Raw genomic sequence first — 22,367 nt, 5'->3', positions numbered from 1 at the left:
CGCTACGACAATCGGCAATTGAGCGCGTATAGTGAACCGTGCAAACTTTTGGGTAAATCGTGCAAACTTATGCGCAAATGCTGTGCAAAATTATGGGCGAAGACGCCCAGGTTTTCTGAATAAAATCAATGAAAGGAATGCAGCGTTATGCGCGCACCTACAAACTTGTAGGAATACGCAAAATCGTTCGAGAACGTACTATGGCAAGCGTTGTTAGCTTTGGTAGTAGCCATGACTGACACTAACGCAATCTTGCAAAAGGAATGCCCTAGACTTCGCTTGAAATTTCTCACCTAGCTGTACCCCAATGTCGTTTGCGGGCGGACTTCGGCCGTTCACGGCGCTCGGATCATAGGTCCGGAATGCGGAAAATGGCCTCGATCCGCTGAGAATTGATATCGTCCACTTTCTTACGTTTTTCTATATGGGGCGAGCGACTTCAAAGCGTCTCTCCGAGCCACTCGCCCCCTCCTTTCAGCGATAAATTTTTCTCATTCCGAACCAAGATGCTCTTCTAGGAAATCAGCGACGCGACGAACCGCTTCAGCGGATTCAGGTGTCTCCGAATGACCGTGGAAGCAGTGTTGCATGGCGTCGTGAACATCCAGAATCGCCTCGTGACCGGCACTACGCAGGACTCCGTACATGCGTATGCCGTCGCTCATCTGAATTTCTTTAGAGCCAGTCTGGACCATCGTCGGAGGGAAATCTCGTCCCTCGAAATTGTCATAGACAGTCGAGTAGCGTGGATCCTGTGCTTTCTCTTCAGTAATTCCCAGCATCGGCCACACTGAGTCGATCAAGTGATCTACGTTAGTGCGTGGATCGTCGTACCGCAGCGTCCATGTCGAGTCGCTGTTGAACGAGAAATCAGTCTGCGGGCTTTGCATTACGGCCGCACCAGGCAGCGCTCCTCCGCGATGCGACATGGCATTTGTCGCCATCGCCACCAATCCGCCGCCCGCGGAACAACCGTAAATTCCGACGTCCTCCGGTTTATAGCCACCGCCCTCTCCGGTCAGAGCATCAAAAACGGCGATCACCTGATCCCGCTGGTCCAAAATGTCCCAGTCGGGGGCGGGCATCAACCTATAGTCGACCGAAACGATGTCGATGCCCATATGATTGGCAAGCGGTGCTGTCCGGTCAAAAGTTGTTTCGGGAGTGTTTCCGTAAAAGGCCCCACCATGTGCGTGAATTAAGACCTTACCAGGATGGCGGTTCTCGCTGGGCTTGATTGTAACAGTTCTGACACCGCCAATCTCTCGTTCCTCGGTAGTTAAGTTCAGAGTCGTTAATAGTTGCTTGCCAGCGGCCTCCATCGGATCGATCAATTCGTCGTGCAACGACTGCCATGCATCGTAATCCTCCGGATCTGGGTAGCCTTCCCAACTGCTGGTGAGCCAATTGGGCGTCCAGTTAACCATCACCTCACGCATTTCCGGGCTAACATAATCGGGAATATGCGTTGGAAATGTCTTGTTTCGATTTGGATCATTGGGGTCAGCGTTGAAGGTCGCAATGGAAAGAAGACGCCGTACATCTTCGTGACATGGAGCGTTCTGACTTTTCACTTCCAACTTATCGCAAGCCTCTTTCAGCGCGGACAATTCTTCGTTCAAGCGCCGGACGGCAGTGGTGCCTTCCTCAGAATTCAGAATCTCGCCGACGCGAGCATAAGCGTCAGACATCAACGTCCAGTGCGATCCGTAGTTTGCCGTTTCGGAAGCGGCAACGGTGGCCATTCCCGCCAATGCAGCCGAAGCCAGAAATGGAGATGTCCAAGTTTTCATTTAATGTCCTTTTCGTTGGCTATCTTGCGTTCTCATAAGACGTGACCCATACCTTCATGCCGGGGCGCAATAGGAATTCAGGATTGGGAAATTCGGCGATGCTGTAGCCAATCCCTGTCTCCGGATCGAATTCGAACGGCGTTGATATAAGGCGTCCCCGGTGTGGGAACTCAGCACCTTTCGGCAGTTCCAAAACCAGTGTCAGGCTGCGCATTACACTGTCGTGGCTTTCGCCCGCGAGGATGCGTTCCTGATGCTTCTCGTACGTGCCCTCCACGCGAACGTGGATCGGATCAAGTTGATACAGGGTTCCGATTTCGGGCGAGTCGGCGACGACGTTTGCATTATCGCGAAACCGCGGCGCGCTCATCTGGCCGTCGAAGGGTGCGTGGATGAGCTGGAGATCTGAGATAGCCTTGGCCTTTTCCGCATTGAGCCTCTTTGTCTCAACGGTCGCTTCGGCGATTTTGACGCGCGCTTCAGCTTGCGCAATCTCAACTTCAGAAACAGAATTGGTGCCCAACCGCTTCTTTCTGGACAGGTCAGCTTGGGCCAACTCCAGTTCAGCCACGGCCTGCTGGTGAGCCAACTCACCGATTTTGGCATCCCATTGCTTGAAGATCTGGTCGAAAGTCACCAGTAGATCACCTTCTTTGACGAATTGACCTTCAATAAAGTGGACAGTGTCGATCTGGTTTTCTGCGGCTGCCGACACATCCCAGCTTTTGGCTGGCACAACTATTCCTTCTCCTTCCGCACTGAAAACTCCCGGATCACTGCTCTGTGCGTTCACTAAGGTCGCGCAAAGCAAGGTTGTGATCAGTGTGGCTCGCAAAAGCTTTCTTGCCACGTGTCTCTCTCTCCTATGTCCGTTTTTTTGGTTCCTCTACTGGTTTTTACAAACGGGCGGGATGGACGAGGTGAACCATCCCGCCCATCGCTCAGTTCAGCGTGTTCTTGTAGATCACGCCGTCCTTCATGATGAGGTTGATGGTTTCGATGCCCCGCTTGCGGGGTTCAGCATTGAACCATTTCGGATTACCACCAAGCACAGTGATGTCCTCAAGTGGGTTTCCATCGACGAGCAGAATGTCGGCGTATGCGCCTTCCTCGATGACACCAAGAGGTGCGGGGTAAGGGTTACTGCCACCGGTCAAGGCGGCAAGCTTGCCGCCAGTAGACGTCATTGCTTTCAGTGTTTCATAGTTGCCAAATGTATCTGCGAATATCCATTTCTCATGGTCCCGGTGGTGTCTTGCGGCCATGCCATTGGTACTCACGATGTCGATTGAGAACACAATGTTCGGCTGCACCTTTTTGATGACTTCAGCGAAGTTTTTTGTTCCCTCTTTCATCATAAGTGTTCTGGCGTACTCAAATGTTGAAGGATTGCCATAGACCGGATGTGTCAGGATGTCTTCGCTCATGACGGCTGCAATGTAAGGGGAAATGAAGGCACCTTTTTCCTTCATCAACATGGCCGTGTCTTCCTGTAGGAACTGTCCATGTTCAATTGACATGACACCCAGATCGAGCGCACGGCGAATGGCTTCATCAAGATAAAGGTGCGCTGCAACATAGGTTCCACGCGTTGCAGCTTCTTCTACTGCGGCGATAATTTCAGCGTCGGTGTATTGAGAGGCCTCAAAGGGACCTTTATTGCTGGCAACACCACCGGCCATCATGATTTTCATATGGGTGGCGCCCGCATTAAAGTTCCTGCGAACGGCTGCTCGAACTTCATCAGGGCTGTTTGCAATGTGATATATGCCATTGCGCCAGGTGCTACTCTGCTGGGGACTTGTCTGGCTTTCAAACAAGAGATCACCGTGACCAGCGCTTTGGCTGATCATCCCGGCAGCGCTGTAGATGCGAGGTCCTTCCATTAGGCCGTTGTCGATGACACGTCGCAATCCGTCGGCCATGCCCCCCATATCACGCACTGTCGTGAAGCCATCGTAGAACCACTCCAACGCAGCAGACGAGGCATGTCCCGCCATATAGTCCCACCGGGCCATTTCCATGCCCGGACGCCCGCCGTCCATAGAAAGGTTAAAATGCGTATGGCTATCAATCATGCCCGGCATCAAGGTGCGTCCCCCGCCGTCGATGACATTGGGCGACAGTTTGACTGTCTGCGTCCCTTCTTCACCCTCGATGATGAAGGTGTAGCCACTGCTGCCGCTATGAATTTCTGAATACAATGGCCCACTCGGACCAGCTTGCACTTCCCATGTACCGGTCTCTGGAATGTCTTCGGCGACCTTGTGGATCTTGTTTCCGACAACAAGAACATCCAGGTCCAGAAGACCATCGGTGTTCCCATCAAACACCATGACGTTCTTGAACAAAGTGACGGACGGTGGTTCCTGCTGCGCAAAAGCAGTCCCAGCGACCAGCACCATGGCTGAGAATGTGAATGTTGCTAAAGTACACGTAAGCTGCCTGATCATGTCATCTCCATGAGCGCATAGTCGATCTTGAATCGACCTTTTCCGGTCCAGATTATGGCAACTTCTCGCGCGGCATGCCTGACCATCTCCATAGGTCAGAAATTTTCTTGTTAGGATATGGTCAGGTTTCCCGCTTTTTTTCTAGAAAGCCAGATACAGAGGTGGCACGAATCCGGGTAGAGGGAGCGAATATGTTCGGGAATCGCAAAACACCTAAAGACTCTGATCTGCCATTGGTGCGGGCAACAGTGCTGGCGCCGGTCGTCGCTGCGTTGCGCGCGCGGGGGCGGGATGCTGATGAGGTCTTCTCACATCTGAGCTTTGACGCGGCAACTATGATCGCACCTGAGCAATTTCTGTCACATGAAACCGTATATGCAGCCTTCAATGCCGCATCTGAAGCCGAAGGAGCAGATTTTTGCACTAGGGTTGGCCAGTCTGTTGATCTCAAGCGCTTCCTTCCAAAAGGGCAGGAGCTTGCAAAGGCCTATACGCTGGGTGACTTGTTCACACGTTTCACCCAGATTGTTTCGAAGGAGTCAAATGCAGTCACTCAGTCCTTGGTCGTAGAAGACGAATATGCTTACTTTGCGGCCCGACGGCATTTTCGCACGTCCGTATCACCTGCCCAAGCCGATGGGTTTATGATCGGGATCTGGATTTCGCTGCTGCACCGAGTGATCGATTTCCGTTGGAATCCGCGCGAAATCGTACTTCAACTGGCCAACCCTAATGTTTTGCCCAAACAGTTTTATGGAGTTACTGGCATTCCGTCCGACGAACGAGGGTTTTCGATACGCTTCCCATCCACCTGGCTGAACCATCGTCTCTCAGAGGACATGTTGGATAACAACCCCGAGTATCACCCATCAATCATGGAACTTGCGGCCCCGCTCGATTTTTTGACCGGGTTCGAAGACATCGTCCGGTCCCGGTTGTCCGATCCGGCATTCACAGCGGAAGAGGCCGCGCGCTCGGTTGGTTTGCATCCAAACACCCTGAATGCGCGTCTGTCAGAACGTGGCGAGACAACATCCAAGGTCATTGCACGCATGAAACGAGAGAAAGCGATTGAACTGTTGGGTGTGAAATCCTGCTCGGTCAGGGACACCGCTCAGCAACTCGGGTTTTCCGACCCGACCGCATTCTCACGGGCTTTCCGGAGGTGGACTGGTCAGTCTCCACAGGCTTTCAAGCGCTCATATAGGGAACCAGAACATTGACCTTAACGATAGTCATTGCGCTCCTGTCGGCGTTCTTCCTGCTCGCAAGCTCGATCAAACTTCTAGGCTGGCAAAAGAAGGTCTTCGAAATACAGTTGGATATGTTCGAAAACTATGGCTTGAACCGGCATATCATGTTTCTTGTCGGAATCGTCGAGCTGTTTGGCGCTATCGCCATCTGGTTTCAAGGCGAATGGCTGGGCCCTCTCGGGGCGCTGGCGCTTTTGGCGACATCCATCGGCGCAATCTTCTGCCACCTGACATTCGACACATGGAAGGATGGCATTCCGGCGATGATAACCGCGGCCCTTTCTGCATTTGTGCTTTTGCACGGTTGGAGCAGCATAAATTCGATGTTCACGTGAACCGCAGAGTCTATTTGGTTGTCCCAAGCAGATTGTTCGGAAGGTTCTGAAGCAGAAAGCTGCCGTTCATGTATGTCCATAGAAATAGCAATTGAGCGCCGAAAGCGCCAGTTGACGCCATCGGGCCGGGCGGCCGGTTTGTCCGCATGGCGGTCATTTAACGCAAATAATCCAAAGTCTGGTATCCGAAGGAGCGGCCGTTCGCGCCTAAACTTCGGAACCCGTTTTGAGATGACGAACGGTTGCTGCCGTCCGTCAAACCGTCAGATGTCGATCTTCTCCGAGATGCTCAACGCGTCGTCGAGTTCGACCCCAAGGTACCTGACCGTGCTGTCAACCTTGGTGTGTCCAAGCAGGAGCTGGACGGCCCGAAGGTTGCCAGTCTTCCGATAGATCAGCGCAGCTTTTGTCCGCCGAAGAGAATGCGTTCCGTACCCACAAGGATCCAGTCCGATGACCGACACCCAGCTGCGCACGAGACGTGCGTATTGCCGAGTCGAAATGTGCGATGAACTGTGGAACCTGCTTGGAAAGAGGAACTCGCAACCAAGCATTGCGGGCGATCTGACCCACTCAAAAATCGATCTTCGCGTGTTCTCGGACACTTCGAACTGAACTGGCCTGCCTGTCTTGCTCTGGACGATCGATACGCGGTCTCGAACTGCTCCGGCAACGACCAGATCCGCCACTTTCATGCGAACAAGATCACAACCGCGAAGTTTGCTGTCGATAGCAAGATTGAACAGCACAAGGTTGCGCGGGTTCCTGGCGAGTTCGAGCCGCGCACGAATTGCCCAAACCTGTCTTGGCAGGAGTGGACGTTTCTGACCAATTAGTCGGTTCTTGTTCCACGGCGGCCGAGACGGTCTGACTATTGGAAGCTGAATACTGGACATGGTGAAGTCTCCATCCAGCCCTCCCGCACCAGGCATCGGCACCCTGCCAACCAGCGCACTTTACTGTCTTTGCCATCATAGAAACCGATCGCGCGCATCTCAAACTGCAGTTTAAAACACTCAATGGCCGCTTCTGATTAAGTCGGACGTCCGATCAGAACGAGCCTATGACCGCTTTGCGGACGAAGAGGACAAATATACCATCCGGCTTTCCTCTGCCCGACTCCAGCAGGTAGGCAACCTCTCAACCCTGTGAGCCTACTAGTCGCTTGCTCTTTGCATCGCGTCTTCGAGCTTTTGAATGTCGGCTTTACTCAACTGGGGCCGGTCGATTTTTATCGTTAGCTTTTCCAGCTTAGCGGTTAGTGGGAACGGTGGTCGGTAATCGTCGTCGTTAAGGCCAGTCAATGTATCAGAACCTATGTCAAACGCCTCGTCCCACTGAAGGGTCGTGGGAATTGTGTTCTTCATCTTTTGGGTTGCTACGACTTCGCCATCGACTTTCAGCGTCCCGGTGCCACCCTGGCCTAAACCACTGGTGCTTCCATATGCGAGGGTTCCTGGTCCGAGGCCGTCATATTTGAAGTCAAACTCCAGAGTGTGCTTTCCGGGTGCCAAGGCCTCTTTGCCTTCCCATTTTATCCGTTCTAGATTCAACATATTCCAGAGAAAGACTGGTTTGCCATCAAGTAGGTAGAAACCGTAACCGGCAAAGCGGCCGCCTGATGTCAAAATCATGCCTTCAGCACCACCTTCGGGCACATCTATCTCTGCTGTAATGGTGTACGAGCTGTTAAGAATACTTGGGGAATCTCCCTGAGGAACCCCAGTCATTGGCCGGACATAAACGAACTCGTTTCGTCCCGCCGCAATGCTTGGCCGAGGTAATGAAATTCTGGACGTGACCGAGGCATCCATCGGGAAGACCTGATACTTATTTGCTTCTTCTATAAATATAGCCTTCAGTTCTTCAATCTTCTCTGGGTGCTGCGCCGCTAGATCATTTCTTTGATTCATATCCGTGGTTAGATCGTAAAGCTCGAGCACTTGATTGTTCAAAGGGTCAGGGTTTGGTGTCTTTGGCGTTTCCCATGGCATCCGGTTTACTTTGGTGCTCAATAACCAACCTTCGTGATACAAAGCCCATTGTCCCATCATCTCGAAGTACTGAGTTCGGTGACGGCTCGGTACATCCTTGTTTTTCTCATCGAAAGTATATGCAAAGCTGGTGCCTTCAATTGGAGATTGAACAATCCCGTCGACTTCCAACGGTGCATCAATTCCGGTGACTTCTAGAATCGTCGGCACGACGTCGATTACATGCATGAACTGATCTCGCTGACCGCCTTTGTCTGCGATGCCGTCAGGCCACGACACCACCATGTTCTGTCGGATGCCGCCAAGCCTGTTCGCATTCTGCTTGAAGTAGTCAAACGGAGTATCAAAAGCCCAGGACCATCCTGCCGACATGTGGTTGTAGGTCTCTTCGGTTCCCCAGACATCGTACCACTGCAACTGTGTTTTTGCAGGCATCTCTGCGATACCGTTGAACCACGCCACCTCGTTCGGTGTCCCCATTGGACCACCCTCAGCCGAGGTGCCATTGTCACCGTTGATGTAGAAGATCAGTGTGTTGTCACGTTTTCCGAGGTCCTCTATTGCGTCAATCACACGCCCAATTTCATGGTCTGTATAAGCCGCATAAGCGGCGAACACTTCCACTTGCCGCACGAAGAGTTTTTTCTCGTCGTCCGTCAATTGATCCCACGGCTTGATTTTGTCTGCGGGCCAAGGCGACAGCGTTGCATCTTGCGGGACAAGCCCCAACTTTTTCTGGTTCTCAAAAATTGTCTGCCTAAGTGCTTCGTACCCGCCATCAAACAGGTTCATCGCCTCGATCTTCTCGACCCACTCTTTGGTCGGGTGGTGAGGCGCATGCGTTGCACCGGGTACATATTTGACAAAGAAAGGCTTACTTGGCTCGATTTGGTGCAACCGCGAAATGTGGTCAATCGCATCGTCGGCCATTCCGGTGATCAGGTTCCACTCAGGATCACCTTCAAACGGGTAAATCGGGGTGGTGTTTCGATATAGGTTCGGCTGCCATTGGTTCGCGTCTCCACCAACAAACCCATAAAAGTACTCGAAACCTAAACCAGTCGGCCATTTGTCAAATGGACCAGCCTGGCTCGCCGCGAATGCCGGGGTGTTATGATTTTTTCCAAACCATGAAGTGGCATAGCCATTGTCTGAAAGTATCCTCCCGATAGTGGCTTTGTTGTCTGGAATAATACTGTTGTAGCCGGGATACCCGGTCGAAGATTCCGAAATCACTCCGAACCCGACCGAGTGATGATTGCGGCCTGTCATCAAGGCTGCCCTAGTCGGTGAACAAAGTGCGGTCGAATAGATATTCGTAAAACTCAAACCCTCTTTTGCCAATTCATCCATCGTATCAGTCGGGATGACGCCACCAAAAGTACTAGGAATACCATACCCAGCATCATCCAACATGATGAGGAGGATATTTGGCGCGTTCTCAGGTGGCACAACACGCGGCGGCCACCAAGGGGTTGAATTGGTCGCTTGCTCCTCAATTTCCCCCCCAAACACCGGAGGTTGCGGAGGCAATTGCCTGCCATCAATTGTGGTGGTTCCGTCTGGAGAGCCCACTTGCGATTGGGATAGCGCCAATTCAGTAGTGGAAACGAATGAGACCAAGACTGCTACAGTTAGCTTCAATCTATTGGTTGCAGGCATTTCTAACCCTCCCTCCACATTGACACACGGGATTGCGGTCAACATCATTTCCGACGGTTTCGGGTGTTAGAGCCGTGCTAGACCAAATCCCGTAGTGATATTCATAATCAAGAATGTTCTATGTGTAGCATTAAGTTTCCTTGGCACGGCATTTTTTTTGCGACCTCTATGGGCTCAACGCGGACGTTGGTCGAAATATCGCGAATGACCACTAAGCGGACAAGGCTTCCGATAAGTCAGTTTGTCGGGATGTGTGACAACGGCCCAAACCAGCCATTCACCGATCGGTGTGTTACGGAGGTGAAATTCTTCACAGCAGACTTTCAAACTTCATTGTGGTGCCCACCCGCTACATTTAGAATTGCCATCTCAATGAGTTCAAATGCCATGTTTTTCAAAAATGGCTTGGCGGATGATGCGGGCTCCGAAAAACACCAGCAAAACGAGCCCGCAAGCCAACATGGCGGCTTCCGCCCGAAACGACGCCGTCTCGGTTGTGGGAGAGGACATCAGGACGATCCCGGCCGATATTAAAGCTGGCGAAACGGACGTCCTCGACGGCAAGTACCGCAGGCCAATCAACAAAAACACAACTGCGACAAGCTTGAAATGCAAAGTCGTCAGAGGGAGCGCCACAAGTGCCGATGCCACTCCGGCGCCGAGCACCATCGCCAGCCCCTTCCGCCTCGCCTGCGCGATATGACTGCCAGGCGGATCCAGCGCCCGCGCAGTGAACAGCAATGCGACCCAATGTGAGTGCGCATTCTCGAACTGACTGGCGATCAATTGTGCGAAAACCAATCCAATGGCCAGTGCAATTCCATGCGTGATAGCGTACCCGCGTTCAATTTCCGATGGTTCGACACGCCCCTCTGCGCCGAGCAACACAGCCATGATGGTTCCAACGGTAGCAGATGCAGAAAACACGAGCAGCAGCGGAAGCAATTCTGCATCAGATGTTGCAGGGCTGTTCAGAGTGATCCATGACATGATTGCAAATACGGTGACCCTCGTGCCGAAACGTGCCAGCTCCGTCCCTGCAAGTATCGCAAAAGCCGGTGCCAACACATAGAAGCTTAGCCAAGCCGGGATTGCGACAGTGACCGCACTCGCGAGACCAACGCTCACAACCGCGCAGATTGTTTTTACTCGTCCACCAAAGACAGTTCCGAAGAAACCAAGGAGCAGTCCAGAGACGGCTCCGGGAATGTAAAAAGGACTGGTGGCTGCCGTCGTCGCAATCGCTACAAGACAAAGCGCAGCGAACAGCAAAAAGATAAGGCGCCAGGGTAAAAGGAAAATCGGGCGATCTTTGGTCTCTGGATTTTCTTTCATGGCGGATCATGCTCAAATGCTTAAGTAATTCAGGAGCACGGTTTTGGTGTCAACTTTGTACTCTTCACGGATGTGAGGTTGTTTGATTTCAGGGTGCTTTGGAAGATGTCGCGACACACCCGATGGCATTTCCGTCTGCCGTTGATAGTTTGATCGTATTCCAAGAGGGCGATTACTGCGCCTAACCTCGTTTTGGCTCACGTGAACAAATCCTGCGTCTTTAGGATTACCGTCATAGCTAAACTGACCTTGGAGCGAAACGCTGAGGAGGTCCGAAAGAGCCCAAATCAGTCATTAAAAACCACTTGGTTCCAATTTCTGCAAATCAGAAACGTTAAAACAGAACTTGCCGGCAGTGACTATTCATCAATCAGTTTTGTGAGGCCTTTATGGTCCAGAAGCTTGAAACGGTTATAGTTTGTTTAGTGGCCCGGTCATGGAGTATGTCAAAGAAGCGTTAGATGAAATCGCCGAGGCTACGCAGCAGGTAGTTCAAGGTGGATTTTACGACGGCGATATCGTCGTTGTTCGCTTTCCAGAATTCAGCGGAAAGTTTTTTGGGCTACCTTTCGAGAAAAGCGGCTGCTCTGTGAATGCACTCAGTAACATAAGGCCGTCGTTGATTGCAATGCGGAGGGCGACCGCCAGTATGGCTGCACCGTGTTGAGCGACTGCTAAGGATCGTTTGAAGACGGCCGAAACACCGCAAGTTGACCCAACCCTTCAGTCTTCAATCAGCGAAAAATCGTCGCCATCTCCCGATTTTCTTTTTCGGTTTCTGGCTTTCCTGGGTCTTGGGCCTTTGGGAACGTAATTGTCGTTTAACGCTTTCTCGACCAACCATGTGGCAGGGTGATCAGGGAAACCTGCGCCATAGTGGCGGATCAGATCGATATATTTAAGCCCAAGCGCAGATAATTTTCTGATCTCCTCGCCGGTTGAGGCGTTTTTGACCACAAGGCCGCCGCCCTTGGCAGCCAGTGCTATATCTTTATCTTTCAACGCTGCCGAAAGCTCACCCCAGGAGCGTGTGTCGTCAATGGATTTGTGGATTAGTGCTCTGAGGTCCAGTTCCGGCTGATTATCAATCGCCTGTGGTTTTGGAACCGAGGTATCCAATGCCTTTGCGGAAGGGTCGGCAGTTTGTCGATATGGATTGTCCCTGACACGGTCCGTTTGATCTTCCTCTCGGACTGTTGATGTCGAATGCGTATGCGAGGCTTCGGCATTCTCATGTCGGAAGGTCAACTCTGGTAGTATGGTCTCCCAACTATCGCGCCTATGGTAGTGAGCGTACTCTTCTCCACTATCGATCTTGCGCCAGTTGATGATGGCCCCGATCTGGCCAGTGGCAAATACATGCCCGCCGGGTGGCTTCCACGATTTGGCCATACGTCCGACAACACGTTTTTGGGCGTCCATCAAAACCCAATGAGGTTGTTGAAACACAAGGGAAAGGGTGTCCCCTACATTCGCTGTGCGCACGGCGTTGTGGACTTCATGTGCATCCCTTTGGCGACCGGCGAATGACAAATCTACAATATCGAGCGCGGGCATCTGGTATTTTGTTGCAGGCAAAGAGCTTTCGTCGAGATCGGGCGTCACATGCCTGATAAGAACTGAATCTGAGCCCGTTTTCAGAAAGGGGTGCGTTCCGGATGTCAGCACTGTGAGGCTTTGCTGTGCGCGCGTCATTGCCACATAGAATAGGCGACGAGGGGCTTCGTTATCCTCCTCTTTCGAGACTCGGGTCCAACCGCCGTTTAGAATGGCGACATGGTCAAACTCAAGGCCTTTGGCCCTGTGCGCCGTCAGCAACAGCAGTCCACGTTGTTCACCGCGTGTATCCCGGGACCAGTCCGCGATCCATTCAATGATGTCAGGTACCGGCATAGTTTTGGTGCCCAACTCCCGGGCCAGTTCCGCTACACCTTCTGCCAGCAAATCCACCCATTTGTTGCGAGACTGAACATTCAGGACCGTGAGGATATCCTGAATTCCCAGAAGTGCGCCTTGTTTTTCGCGTAGCCCGGACACCAGACGTTGGGTCTCCCTAAGTCGCCAAACATTTGGAAGGTCTTCGTTGGCCATATCCACGCGCAGACCTTGTGCTTCGGCATAGGTCCGAACTGCATCCAGTGATTTCCAGTCTCGGGAAATCACAGCAACGCGGGACCAGTTCCAATTGGGGTCCAGGCGAGAAAGGCGGATCAGCTCGTCGATTGCTGCTGCAGATTGCGGCATAGCGCCAGGTGGGACGTCAAGCAACTGCACTCGGCCATGGGCAACGGAATCCTTCCCCTCCAAACGCCCGCCGCTGGGTTGAGAGAGCCGTGCCTGATTGATTGTGATTTGGTGATCCATTTTCATGCGTTCAGGCGCCTTGGATATGACCTGATTGGCGGCTTCGATAATATGTGTTGTCGACCGGTAGTTTTCGATCAGAAAAGATGGTCTGGCCTTATAGTCCTCTTCAAATCTGCGGATGAAATCCACGGAAGCCCCGTTGAAAGCATAGATATTCTGGTCGTCATCGCCCACGGCAAACAGGCTAAGTTTAAGCTCGGCATCTTCCAGAGAACGACCGGCCACGGCGGAAATGAGTGCGTATTCCTCCGGGCCAATGTCCTGGTATTCATCCACCAAAATCCAGCGAAACCCCTGAATCAGGCTCTCGCGCTGCGCCTCTGCTTCGGCTTTTGTAAGGCCTTCGGGGTTGAGCTGGCGCACCGCCTCCACAATGACATTGTCGAAGTCTTCTGTCGCGGCCTGAACCCCCGCAAAACTGGCGCCAACCAGCTTCATCGCAAGCGAATGGCAAGTCGAGATCGTAACCCCCGTCGCATCATCGCCCACCAGCGCTCGTAGGCGAACACGGATTTCGGCAGCGGCATGGCGATTATAGGCCAGCACCAGGATACCGCGCGGGTCTTCGCGCTTCATCCGTAATAGATAAGCGATCCGGTGCACTAAAACACGGGTCTTCCCAGATCCGGGACCCGCCAAAACCAACACATTGGTCTGGTCCCGATCGTCCGCAACAATGTCCTGTTGGACCTTGTTGTCCAGATCTTCGACAATGGCGGTCCAGGACTTGCTGGTCGTCTGTCGCTTGACCTCTCGTGCCATGCCCGGCATCCAACGTTTCATGAACTGCTCTTTGTTGAGCAGGAAGTAATCCTCCGATAGGCGTTCGGCGTCTGTGATCTTCTCGAGGCCGGTTTCAGCGTAAGTTGCCATGACATGGGTCTGAAGCGTCTGTTCGGCGTAATGCTCTTCCAGAGGGAGGAAGTCCGACTGCGTGAACTGACCACCTTCGGGATTGAGGAATACGGTCATGGCGGGGCGGAATACGGTCAACCCTTTCCCCAGTGTCAAAACACCCTGTTCATGCATCCAAAGCAGGGAGCGTTCCAACAGTTTGGTCATATCCCGCAGACCGCTGGATTTCAGAACGGCATCCTGTGTGAGCTGCGCCAGAAGGTCACCTACGGTAGTTTCGACCTGCAGATCTTTGCCGCGCGCGCCTTTGTCGAGTCGACCCGTCAGAAACTTCAAAAGAATCCCGGCAGCTTGCCACCGAACCTCAGCGGTTTGGGCAATGACTTCCCACGTTCTTATCCGCGTCACGTTTAGAGTGTTTCGGCTGATTTTGCGCAAGCGGATATTACCGGTGCCTCCATCCTGCCCCTTGCCATCCCGAGCTATGCCCCGGATCAGTTTGTCGATTACATCGGGGCGCGCATCGGCGTGGTCCTGATTGCGCAGATGCTGGCAGGTTTCCTGAAGGTTCAGCGGTATTGGAGTCTCTTTGTCCGCATCCGGTGCCAGCTCTCGCATCGACGCGATCAAATCCCGTTCCAGGTTTGCGGCCTCTGTGAGGCGCCCGGAGGAAGACTGCGCCACACCGACATGGATGAAGAGCGTCATTGCAACGTCGTTGCGCGCGATGCCAAAGCTTTCGAGATTGGCCATCGCCTTGGTCAGTGCGCCGGGTGTCAAACCGCTGACGCCGCAGAGCTGATCGGTTGAGACCCCTTCATCCGCCGGGGCCAAAATCAGATGCTGCACGATGGCCAGCAATTGTTTGCGATGCGCTTGAGTGATCTCCGCATCCGCAAGCCGTTGTTTCGCCTCGTCCAGTGTGCGGACTGTTAGCGAAGAAGGGAAAATACGAACACGGTTCTCTTCTCGCGAAACAAGTGTTGCTTCTTCAAGCCAAGATACGGCCGTCTTGACTCGTGTGTCATCAGCCGCGCTGTCCCGTTCAAATTCTTGATCTTTTTCGAACCGGACAATCTCACCCGCAGTGGCGACGATCTTGCCGGTTTTGCGTGTGCGTTCGTCGATCCGGCGTAGGGCTTTGAGGATGGCTCCGATTTCATGTCGTGCCAAACGCGAACCCGCGGACAGCCTGAACTGGCGTTCTACATCATCCCCCGTGTACAGAAGCACGCAATCGGCGATTTCCCGGTCGCGTCCGGCGCGCCCGGCCTCCTGCAGGTAGTTTTCCAAGGACCCTGGGATGTCTGCATGCACCACCAGCCGGATGTCGGGTTTGTCGATGCCCATGCCAAAAGCGTTGGTGGCTGCGATCACCCGCAGGTCTCCGACCCGGAAGCGTTCCTGGACGTCGTGTTTGTCATCGGACCCAAGTCCAGCGTGGAAATGTGCGGCGTCCATACCTTGTGATTTTAGAAACTCGGCGACGCGCTCGGTCTCTTTACGCGTCGCGCAATAGATTACGGCGCCGGATCGGCCCTCAGCGGGCAGCAGCTCTTCGATTACGTTCAGGACATCGGTCAGTTTGCTGTTCTTAGTGGTAGGCCTGACATCAAATGTCAGGTTTTTCCGCGATGCTCCACCGTCAAGGGAGAGCAGCTCGACCCCGGCGCGAGACTGGAAATGCTCGACGATATCGGCGACGACCTCTGGTTTGGCGGTGGCTGTGAGACACAGGATTGGGGCAGGGGCTTGATCGCCCGAGAACTCTTTGATGAACCTTCCCAGATATCTGTAATCCGGTCTGAAATCATGACCCCATTTCGACACGCAGTGAGCCTCGTCAATTGCCCACAGGCCGACTTCGCGCTGAGCCAGTACCGACCGGATTGATGTGCTGCGCAATTGTTCGGGCGAGATTATCAATATGCCCGCATCGCCCATGCGGACCTTGTCCAGGGCGTCTTGTCGCTCGGGCATGGACATCTGACCATTCACAGTCACTGAACAGGAAATGCCTACGCGCTCCATACCCTGAACCTGATCCGCCATCAGCGCGACCAACGGGGAAATGACCACGGTCAACGCCCCGATTTTGTCGAACCGCGACAAAGCGGGCACCTGATAACACACGGACTTTCCAGTGCCTGTTGGAAGGATGCCGAGCAGGCTTGTTCCGGACATGGCCTCATCGACAATGCGTTCCTGCAGAGCGCGGCCATCTGGGTCCACAGGCTGAGGGCGGAAACTGTCGAACCCGAACCACCTGTGCAGCGCTCGGACCGGGTCATTCTGTTCAGCACACCACTGGCAGGCGGAATCTTTGCAGGACGTATCCCTGAGATGCCGAACAATCAGAGATGCCTCGCGAAACTGCGCCCGAACCCATGGCGGCATAACCGAGTCCCCACCCGCTACGGTGATCCAGGATAGCGCATAGGCCATAGGCCATCCGTTTCGGGGATTGCTAAGCCTTCCCAGAGTCTGTTCGACCCGTTTACTACAAGCCCGACCGTCCAGCATCCGACGGATGGCGGCAAGGACTTCATCCTGCGGCGGGCAATTGGCTTTTCTCAGGTACTTGAAAACCGCATCGAACCCTTCCGATTGTTCCGTTCGAGTGGTCAGGAAGTGATAAGCTAAAAGCGCATCCGGTTCGCTTTCGGCAAGGTTTTGAAAGGCATCGAGCTGATTAGCGAACACCTCAAAAACAAGCCGGGCGTCAAGTTCTGGATCATTGATATGCCCTGCGGCCAGCCGCCCGTCCTGATAGTGTTTGACCAGATGGTGGTAGGGGTTGCGTGGGAAGGCCAGCGGGTTCAGCCACAGTGTATCAATTGGTGCCCGCATCATCTGGGTCAGACGTGGTCTGGCGGCAATTAGGTGTTCCATATCGTGGTGCAGGAAATTGTGACCAAGCGGATGTGGGGCACCCGCGATAGCCTCTTCCAGGCGGTCGAGATCTTTCTCCAGCGCACTGGATTCCGACTTCAAAGCAGGTTGCTCATCGTTTCGGACGGCGGCAAAGGCAAATACCTTCGCGGTTTTGGGATCCACCTCCAGATCGATGGAAAGACATTTGGAAAGTATCTCGGTATGTCGACCGTTCATATGTGATGCGCAACTGTTCAAAGGTTGCAGTCAGAGAATACCTTTTTGAGACTATGCACAACCCGGGCGGGAAGTAATGGCTGATCCCATGGGTTGCGAAGCCACAAACGATAGCGATCTATAGATGTCTGGATACAGTTCTACCAGGATGGCTCCACTCGCCCAGATTTTTTGCATTTCGCCTTTAACTGTTTTCGAGAAGCTGCACTGCGGTATCGCAGGTCACAGTGGATGGTCGATTTGGACCGTCTACTTCTTTGGGGTGTCTGGGCAGAAAGTAGAAATTCGCTACGCTGATTTCGAATGACCGCATTGCGGACGATGAAGGGCCTGAGTTTTTCGTGTGTTTCTAAGGATGGTTATTCTGTTTCTGACGAGCGCGCCCACAAATTGATATCTTCTTCTGAACATATTTGATCGATCTTTCTCAGTTCGTCAGCACTGAAGTCGAGATTATCGACAACGCCCGCGCAATCTACGATTTGTTCCGGCCGGGACGCTCCAATCAGAGCGGTCGTCACGCGCCCATTTCTGAGCACCCAGGCCAGCGCCATTTGCGCCAGAGTCTGCCCGCGTGCCTCAGCCATGTCGCTCAGAGCACGGACACTTGCCAATGACCGCTCGTTGATCATGCCATCGAGCAATGACTTCCCTTGCGTGGCACGGCTGCCACTCGGAATATCGGTCAGATATTTGGAAGTCAGAATGCCTTGTGCCAGCGGCGTGAACGCAATCGACCCAACCCCAAGATCATCCAGAGTATCGAGCAAACCGTCCCGCTCCACCCACCGATTGAGCAGATTGTAAGAAGGCTGGTGAATCAGACAAGGTGTCCCAAGGTCGTTGAGAATTTTCACCGCCTCGCGCGTGCGTTGGGAGTTGTAGCTCGAGATACCTGCGTAGAGCGCGCGGCCCGATCGTACGATATGATCCAACGCGCCCATCGTCTCTTCGAGCGGGGTGTCGGGGTCAAAGCAGTGGGAATAAAAGATGTCCACGTAATCAAGCCCCATGCGCGCGAGTGATTGGTCACAGGACGCAATCATGTACTTGCGCGACCCCCATTCTCCATAAGGTCCCGGCCACATGTCGTAGCCTGCTTTGGAGGAAATGATCAGCTCATCCCTGTAACCCGCGAAATCCGTTTTAAGGATCTCGCCAAATGCCTCTTCGGCTGAACCGGGTGGTGGACCGTAGTTGTTCGCCAGATCAAAGTGAGTGATCCCATGATCAAACGCGGTTCGACACATGGCGCGCTTGTTTTCGTGCGTCGAGTCCGCACCGAAATTATGCCACAGGCCTAGGCTGACAACAGGAAGCTTCACACCGGATCGCCCACTTCGCCGATACACCATCCGCTCATAGCGGTCCGGCTCCGGGGTGTAAGGAATTGGTTTTGGCTTTGGCGGTCTTTGAGCTTTGGTCATGCGCACATAATCAATGGATTGTTGGGCCTGTCAAACGGATCACCTTTAGCAAGATCGACGCGAGCTCATATTCGTTCTTGTGGGTAGCCTTGCTCCACGTGTGAAAGATTTCACTATCCGATCATTCGGATTCAATGCCAACTCTCAAAGGCAGCGGATGTCTCCTATGGTGAACCACACCGCAGCGATGGGCAAAACAAACGGGAAGGTTTTGAGGCGTAAACCGGAAGTTGCGGGTCTGTCGTTTAGACACCGGCGGCTTGCACCGCGATGGTCATCTGACTTTTCGAACTGCTAACGGGCATGGTTTGCGGACTATTTGCCTTTAAAAGCGATCGGTTTCTCAACAAGAGCGAACTACTGAAACCGTCCTCCACACGTGAATTCTAGTTTGAACTGTGACGTCAACGCTCAGCTATGAAGGACAGCCCAGACACGAGTTGTTTCAACCCAATCGCCGCGCCGGCGAAGATGGCAGCGAATGTTACGGGCGCGCTGTAGGCCAAAAGTGAGAAGGCAGATATACCTTGTCCGACGCTGCAACCGACCGCGATGATCGCGCCTGGCCCCATGATCGCCGCGCCGAGCATCTGACGCTTGAGTTCCCGTGGATCCTCGCATGCTTCCCATCTGAAATGACCTTTGGACCAGGACCCCAAGAATGCGCCAATGAGAACGCCGGAGACTGATCCAACCGCAAAGGACAAAGTGTTTCCGGAGGCTGTCATTAGGTAGAATATTGTGTCGCCAAGGGGTGCAGCGAAGGTATGGGTTTGAACCGGTTCACCGTCAAAACCGTGCGTCGCCACCCAATTCGTGCCGAGCCACCCTGATACGATCGCCAGCCCAACTACAGATCCCCAGAACACCTGTGCTGGAGTGCGGCGGAAGCGCTGGTTTGCCAAGGAGAAAATCACCAACGCAACGCCGATGACGGAGCCAATGAGCCAAGCTGGAATAGAGGTCAGTTGTTCGGCAAGGAAGCTAATGCTCTGGGGGCCACTAAGATCCATTTCCTCGGGGAAGACCCAAACGCGCAAATAGGCCAGGGGCCCGGACATGACAACGTAGGCAGATAGACCCATGATCAAAACGATGACGAAGGATCGTAGGTCGCCGCCCCCAAGCCTTGCAAGCGCGCCATAGCCGCAGTTTCCGCTGATGGCCATTCCGTAACCGAACATGAGGCCACCTACGATCGACCCAAGTGGGTTCCAAGTCTGCGCAAGATACCTTGTTCCAACGGGGTCCAGCCACCCGAAAGCCATAGCCAAGTGGCTGCCGACAATTGCTACGCCGATCGCAATTGCCCACATGCGCAGCCGCCGGTCATCATCTGCGTAAAGGTAGTCTTCGATTGCACCCAGCGTGCAAAAACGGCCAATGCGTGCGGCCAAGCCCAACACGATGCCACCGATCAAACCGATCAGGGCGACGGTGTTGGCGTCTCCCAATGCTTCAAACATTGCCAGTCTCCTCCCAAAGCTGGCGGGTATTTTTGGCGGCTTCTACTTTTCTCTGCAGAATAGATCGTAGACGACTTCCAGAATCTGTGTCGATCGATCATCCGCCAATCTGTAGTAGATCGTTTTCCCCTCGCGTCGCGTTTTGACCAAGCCCTCGAAGCGTAGGCGAGATAGTTGCTGAGACACAGCGGCCTGGCGTGCCGAGAGCATTTCTTCCATCTGCGTGACAGATTTTTCACCCGAAGACAGGTAGCACAGGATCATCAAGCGCCCTTCATGGCTGATTGCCTTGAGGAAATTTGACGCCGTCTGAGCATTTTCCATCATTCTGTCCAGGTCTTCGGCGCACATGTCCTTGGAGAACACAGGCAGTTTCGAAGATTTGTCCAACAAGATCGCCTCGCTTTCATAGCTTCACGCATTCGAAACAGTTTATTTAATCCGCCACATTTTATCCAGAGGTCTCAATCGGCACCCCAGCGTCACGCAGCAAAACGCCCAGCAACCCCCAGAAAAAATCTTCGCCGGGATAGCCTTCGATCCGTCCAACCTCTTGACCATTGTCCAGCAGAACAAACGTTGGCGTGTAGTAGAGAGGCCGCTCCAACGCGATGCCTTCAGGCATAGCTGCGTGGATATCGATGCGTTGAAGTGGCGCGGCATGTCCTTCGGGTGTCTTGGGATAGATCTCCGAGATTTCGCTGTCCCAACGTGCGCACCACATACACCCATCTTCTTCGGCTATCAGAAGCGTCATTTCTGCCCGTGAAATCACCGGAGAAACAAGCAACGTGATTGCAAGTAAAAACAGAATTAGGTGGCGCATCTTAAGCTCCGATTGACCGCAGCGACATATCTTTATTATTTTGAATATGTGAATGATAGCGTGCCAGGACAGGTTTGACCATGCTCGACATTACATTTGCAGGAGCTTTGGTCGCAGGACTGTTGTCTTTCCTGTCGCCCTGCATCCTACCTATCGTGCCGTTTTATCTTAGCTATCTGGCCGGCGTCGGGATTGATCAGATATCTACGGGCTCAACACTTTCCGCCGACGTTCGTCGCAGGGCAACGCTTTCTGCAATAGCATTTGCAGCTGGGATCATAACGATCTTCATGGCACTGGGGGCGACAGCTTCGATATTCGGGCAGCTGGTCCGAGAGTATTTCGACATCCTGCGCTGGATTGCAGCGGCCATTATCATTGCGATGGGGCTGCATTTCCTGGGGGTCATTCGCATCGGGTTCCTGTATCGCCAATTTCGTGCGGACGTCGGTGAGACATCAAATGTAAGCCTTGTTGGGGCATATGTTCTTGGATTGGCATTTGCTTTTGGCTGGACACCCTGTGTTGGGCCTGTGCTCGCTGCGATCCTGTTTACAGCGGCCGGAACCGAGACGGCTTGGCGTGGAGCGGTGCTTCTATTCGTCTACGGGGTTGGAATGACCGCACCGTTTGTTCTGGCGGCCTTTCTGGTCCGTCCCTTCATGCAATGGATGGCGCAGTTCAGAAAGCACTTGCCCCTCATCGAAAAGGCCATGGGGGGATTCCTGGTGCTCTTCGGCATCCTCATCGCAACCAATTCGATCAACTACATCGCACAATGGATGCTCGACCATATGCCTTGGCTCGCAGCCATTGGATAATTCAGGAGGAAGATATGAAACGAGTTTTGTCAGTATTGATCGCGTGCCTGATCGGCGGGGCAGTTTCCGCCGCTGAACTGGGCGACGACGGTTTGCATAAAACGCCGTGGATGCGCGACACGTTCAAAGACCTCCGAGAGGATCTAGAAGAGGCCTCAAGCGAGGACAAAAGGCTTGTGTTATTCATTGAACAACAAGGCTGCATCTACTGCAAAAAGATGCATGAAGAGGTGTTCCCCCAGCCTGACCTTGCAGCGTTTATCGAAGAGAATTTCTTTGTCGTCCAACTGGATTTGCATGGCAGCACCGCCGCTACCGACTTTGACGGGGAAGAAAATGAGCAAAGAGCGCTGATGCGAAAATGGGGGATTCTGTTCACCCCGACGCTTGTTTTTCTTCCGGAAGAGGTGCCAGAGGACGCTACAGCCATCGATGCTGCGGTCGCTGTTATGCCCGGAGCGTTTTCAAAAGGAACAACCTTGGACCTTTTCACCTGGGTCGATGAAAAACGATATGAGCTTGATAATGGTGAAGATTTCCAACGGTATCATGCGCGGCGCATTCAAGAGCGAAACAATGTTTCTCAGGATTGAGCACTGCCGTTATAAATAAAAAAATTCATTATTATGAATTTAATGTTGCGACAAGCGGTACTCGTCGACTACGGTA

Annotated in this window: 16 protein-coding genes; 5 read left to right on the top strand and 11 right to left on the bottom strand. The window is 53.3% G+C overall.

Annotated elements, in window-relative coordinates; all coding sequences use genetic code 11:
• Positions 1-491 precede the first annotated feature (491 nt).
• From ACR3FB_RS15940 to ACR3FB_RS15930, 3 genes are all read right to left on the bottom strand, one after another.
• Positions 492-1,793 (bottom strand): alpha/beta hydrolase, encoded by a 1,302-nt coding sequence (locus tag ACR3FB_RS15940; RefSeq protein ID WP_480566279.1) that lies wholly within the window; start codon positions 1,791-1,793, stop codon positions 492-494.
• Positions 1,794-1,812: 19 nt separating this feature from the next.
• Positions 1,813-2,643 (bottom strand): efflux RND transporter periplasmic adaptor subunit, encoded by an 831-nt coding sequence (locus ACR3FB_RS15935; protein ID WP_480566281.1) that lies wholly within the window; start codon positions 2,641-2,643, stop codon positions 1,813-1,815.
• Between the two features lie 91 nt (positions 2,644-2,734).
• Positions 2,735-4,246 (bottom strand): metal-dependent hydrolase family protein, encoded by a 1,512-nt coding sequence (locus tag ACR3FB_RS15930; RefSeq protein WP_480566282.1) that lies wholly within the window; start codon positions 4,244-4,246, stop codon positions 2,735-2,737.
• A gap of 107 nt (positions 4,247-4,353) precedes the next feature.
• Between ACR3FB_RS15930 and ACR3FB_RS15925 the strand changes: the two genes are divergently transcribed.
• Entirely contained in the window at positions 4,354-5,469 is a 1,116-nt protein-coding gene (locus tag ACR3FB_RS15925; protein ID WP_480566293.1) for a helix-turn-helix domain-containing protein, read from the top strand.
• Positions 5,466-5,834 (top strand): DoxX family protein, encoded by a 369-nt coding sequence (locus ACR3FB_RS15920; protein ID WP_480566286.1) that lies wholly within the window; start codon positions 5,466-5,468, stop codon positions 5,832-5,834. Before ACR3FB_RS15925 ends, ACR3FB_RS15920 begins: the two co-directional genes overlap by 4 nt.
• A 263-nt stretch (positions 5,835-6,097) precedes the next feature.
• On the opposite strand, the gene ACR3FB_RS15915 is transcribed toward ACR3FB_RS15920, so the two are convergent.
• The 3 genes from ACR3FB_RS15915 to ACR3FB_RS15905 form a co-directional block, all read right to left on the bottom strand.
• Positions 6,098-6,730, bottom strand: coding sequence for a tyrosine-type recombinase/integrase (locus ACR3FB_RS15915; RefSeq protein WP_480566288.1), 633 nt, complete (start codon positions 6,728-6,730; stop codon positions 6,098-6,100).
• A gap of 261 nt (positions 6,731-6,991) precedes the next feature.
• Complete coding sequence (locus ACR3FB_RS15910; protein WP_480566290.1) at positions 6,992-9,490, bottom strand: arylsulfatase; 2,499 nt, start codon at positions 9,488-9,490, stop codon at positions 6,992-6,994.
• A 378-nt stretch (positions 9,491-9,868) separates the two neighbouring features.
• Complete coding sequence (locus ACR3FB_RS15905; RefSeq protein ID WP_480566292.1) at positions 9,869-10,825, bottom strand: hypothetical protein; 957 nt, start codon at positions 10,823-10,825, stop codon at positions 9,869-9,871.
• Positions 10,826-11,261: 436 nt separating this feature from the next.
• Here ACR3FB_RS15905 and ACR3FB_RS15900 point away from each other — a divergent pair, with 436 nt between their 5' ends.
• On the top strand, positions 11,262-11,492 hold the full coding sequence (locus ACR3FB_RS15900) for a hypothetical protein (RefSeq protein WP_480566291.1): 231 nt from the start codon (positions 11,262-11,264) through the stop codon (positions 11,490-11,492).
• A gap of 56 nt (positions 11,493-11,548) precedes the next feature.
• On the opposite strand, the gene ACR3FB_RS15895 is transcribed toward ACR3FB_RS15900, so the two are convergent.
• From ACR3FB_RS15895 to ACR3FB_RS15875, 5 genes are all read right to left on the bottom strand, one after another.
• Positions 11,549-17,158: a RecQ family ATP-dependent DNA helicase gene (locus ACR3FB_RS15895; RefSeq protein WP_480566289.1), complete on the bottom strand. Its 5,610-nt coding sequence runs from the start codon at positions 17,156-17,158 to the stop codon at positions 11,549-11,551.
• A gap of 359 nt (positions 17,159-17,517) precedes the next feature.
• On the bottom strand, positions 17,518-18,549 hold the full coding sequence (gene mgrA / locus ACR3FB_RS15890; protein WP_480566307.1) for an L-glyceraldehyde 3-phosphate reductase: 1,032 nt from the start codon (positions 18,547-18,549) through the stop codon (positions 17,518-17,520).
• A 440-nt stretch (positions 18,550-18,989) separates the two neighbouring features.
• Entirely contained in the window at positions 18,990-20,051 is a 1,062-nt protein-coding gene (locus ACR3FB_RS15885) for a YeeE/YedE family protein (RefSeq protein ID WP_480566287.1), read from the bottom strand.
• 42 nt (positions 20,052-20,093) lie between these two features.
• Positions 20,094-20,402, bottom strand: coding sequence for an ArsR/SmtB family transcription factor (locus ACR3FB_RS15880; protein ID WP_170380040.1), 309 nt, complete (start codon positions 20,400-20,402; stop codon positions 20,094-20,096).
• 100 nt (positions 20,403-20,502) lie between these two features.
• Positions 20,503-20,877, bottom strand: coding sequence for a hypothetical protein (locus tag ACR3FB_RS15875; protein ID WP_480566285.1), 375 nt, complete (start codon positions 20,875-20,877; stop codon positions 20,503-20,505).
• Between the two features lie 80 nt (positions 20,878-20,957).
• On the opposite strand from ACR3FB_RS15875, the gene ACR3FB_RS15870 reads away from it, so the two are divergent.
• Together ACR3FB_RS15870 and ACR3FB_RS15865 are read left to right on the top strand one after the other, a co-directional pair.
• Positions 20,958-21,698, top strand: coding sequence for a cytochrome c biogenesis CcdA family protein (locus ACR3FB_RS15870; protein WP_480566283.1), 741 nt, complete (start codon positions 20,958-20,960; stop codon positions 21,696-21,698).
• Between the two features lie 14 nt (positions 21,699-21,712).
• On the top strand, positions 21,713-22,291 hold the full coding sequence (locus tag ACR3FB_RS15865; protein ID WP_480566280.1) for a thioredoxin family protein: 579 nt from the start codon (positions 21,713-21,715) through the stop codon (positions 22,289-22,291).
• Positions 22,292-22,367 lie beyond the last annotated feature (76 nt).

The sequence above is a fragment of the Ruegeria sp. AO1 genome (assembly GCF_056535985.1).
Note: the sequence above shows the minus strand (reverse complement) of the source record. Positions and strands in the feature narration are given on the sequence as shown.

Bases quoted from the DNA above. Each gene is read 5' to 3' on its own strand.
- ACR3FB_RS15915 (WP_480566288.1), bottom strand. From the start codon at position 6,730: ATGTCCAGTATTCAGCTTCCAATAGTCAGACCGTCTCGGCCGCCGTGG.
- ACR3FB_RS15910 (WP_480566290.1), bottom strand. From the start codon at position 9,490: ATGCCTGCAACCAATAGATTGAAGCTAACTGTAGCAGTCTTGGTCTCA.
- ACR3FB_RS15875 (WP_480566285.1), bottom strand. From the start codon at position 20,877: ATGCGCCACCTAATTCTGTTTTTACTTGCAATCACGTTGCTTGTTTCT.
- ACR3FB_RS15885 (WP_480566287.1), bottom strand. From the start codon at position 20,051: ATGTTTGAAGCATTGGGAGACGCCAACACCGTCGCCCTGATCGGTTTG.
- ACR3FB_RS15905 (WP_480566292.1), bottom strand. From the start codon at position 10,825: ATGAAAGAAAATCCAGAGACCAAAGATCGCCCGATTTTCCTTTTACCC.
- ACR3FB_RS15900 (WP_480566291.1), top strand. From the start codon at position 11,262: ATGGAGTATGTCAAAGAAGCGTTAGATGAAATCGCCGAGGCTACGCAG.
- ACR3FB_RS15895 (WP_480566289.1), bottom strand. From the start codon at position 17,158: ATGAACGGTCGACATACCGAGATACTTTCCAAATGTCTTTCCATCGAT.
- ACR3FB_RS15940 (WP_480566279.1), bottom strand. From the start codon at position 1,793: ATGAAAACTTGGACATCTCCATTTCTGGCTTCGGCTGCATTGGCGGGA.
- ACR3FB_RS15880 (WP_170380040.1), bottom strand. From the start codon at position 20,402: ATGTGCGCCGAAGACCTGGACAGAATGATGGAAAATGCTCAGACGGCG.
- ACR3FB_RS15865 (WP_480566280.1), top strand. From the start codon at position 21,713: ATGAAACGAGTTTTGTCAGTATTGATCGCGTGCCTGATCGGCGGGGCA.
- ACR3FB_RS15930 (WP_480566282.1), bottom strand. From the start codon at position 4,246: ATGATCAGGCAGCTTACGTGTACTTTAGCAACATTCACATTCTCAGCC.
- ACR3FB_RS15870 (WP_480566283.1), top strand. From the start codon at position 20,958: ATGCTCGACATTACATTTGCAGGAGCTTTGGTCGCAGGACTGTTGTCT.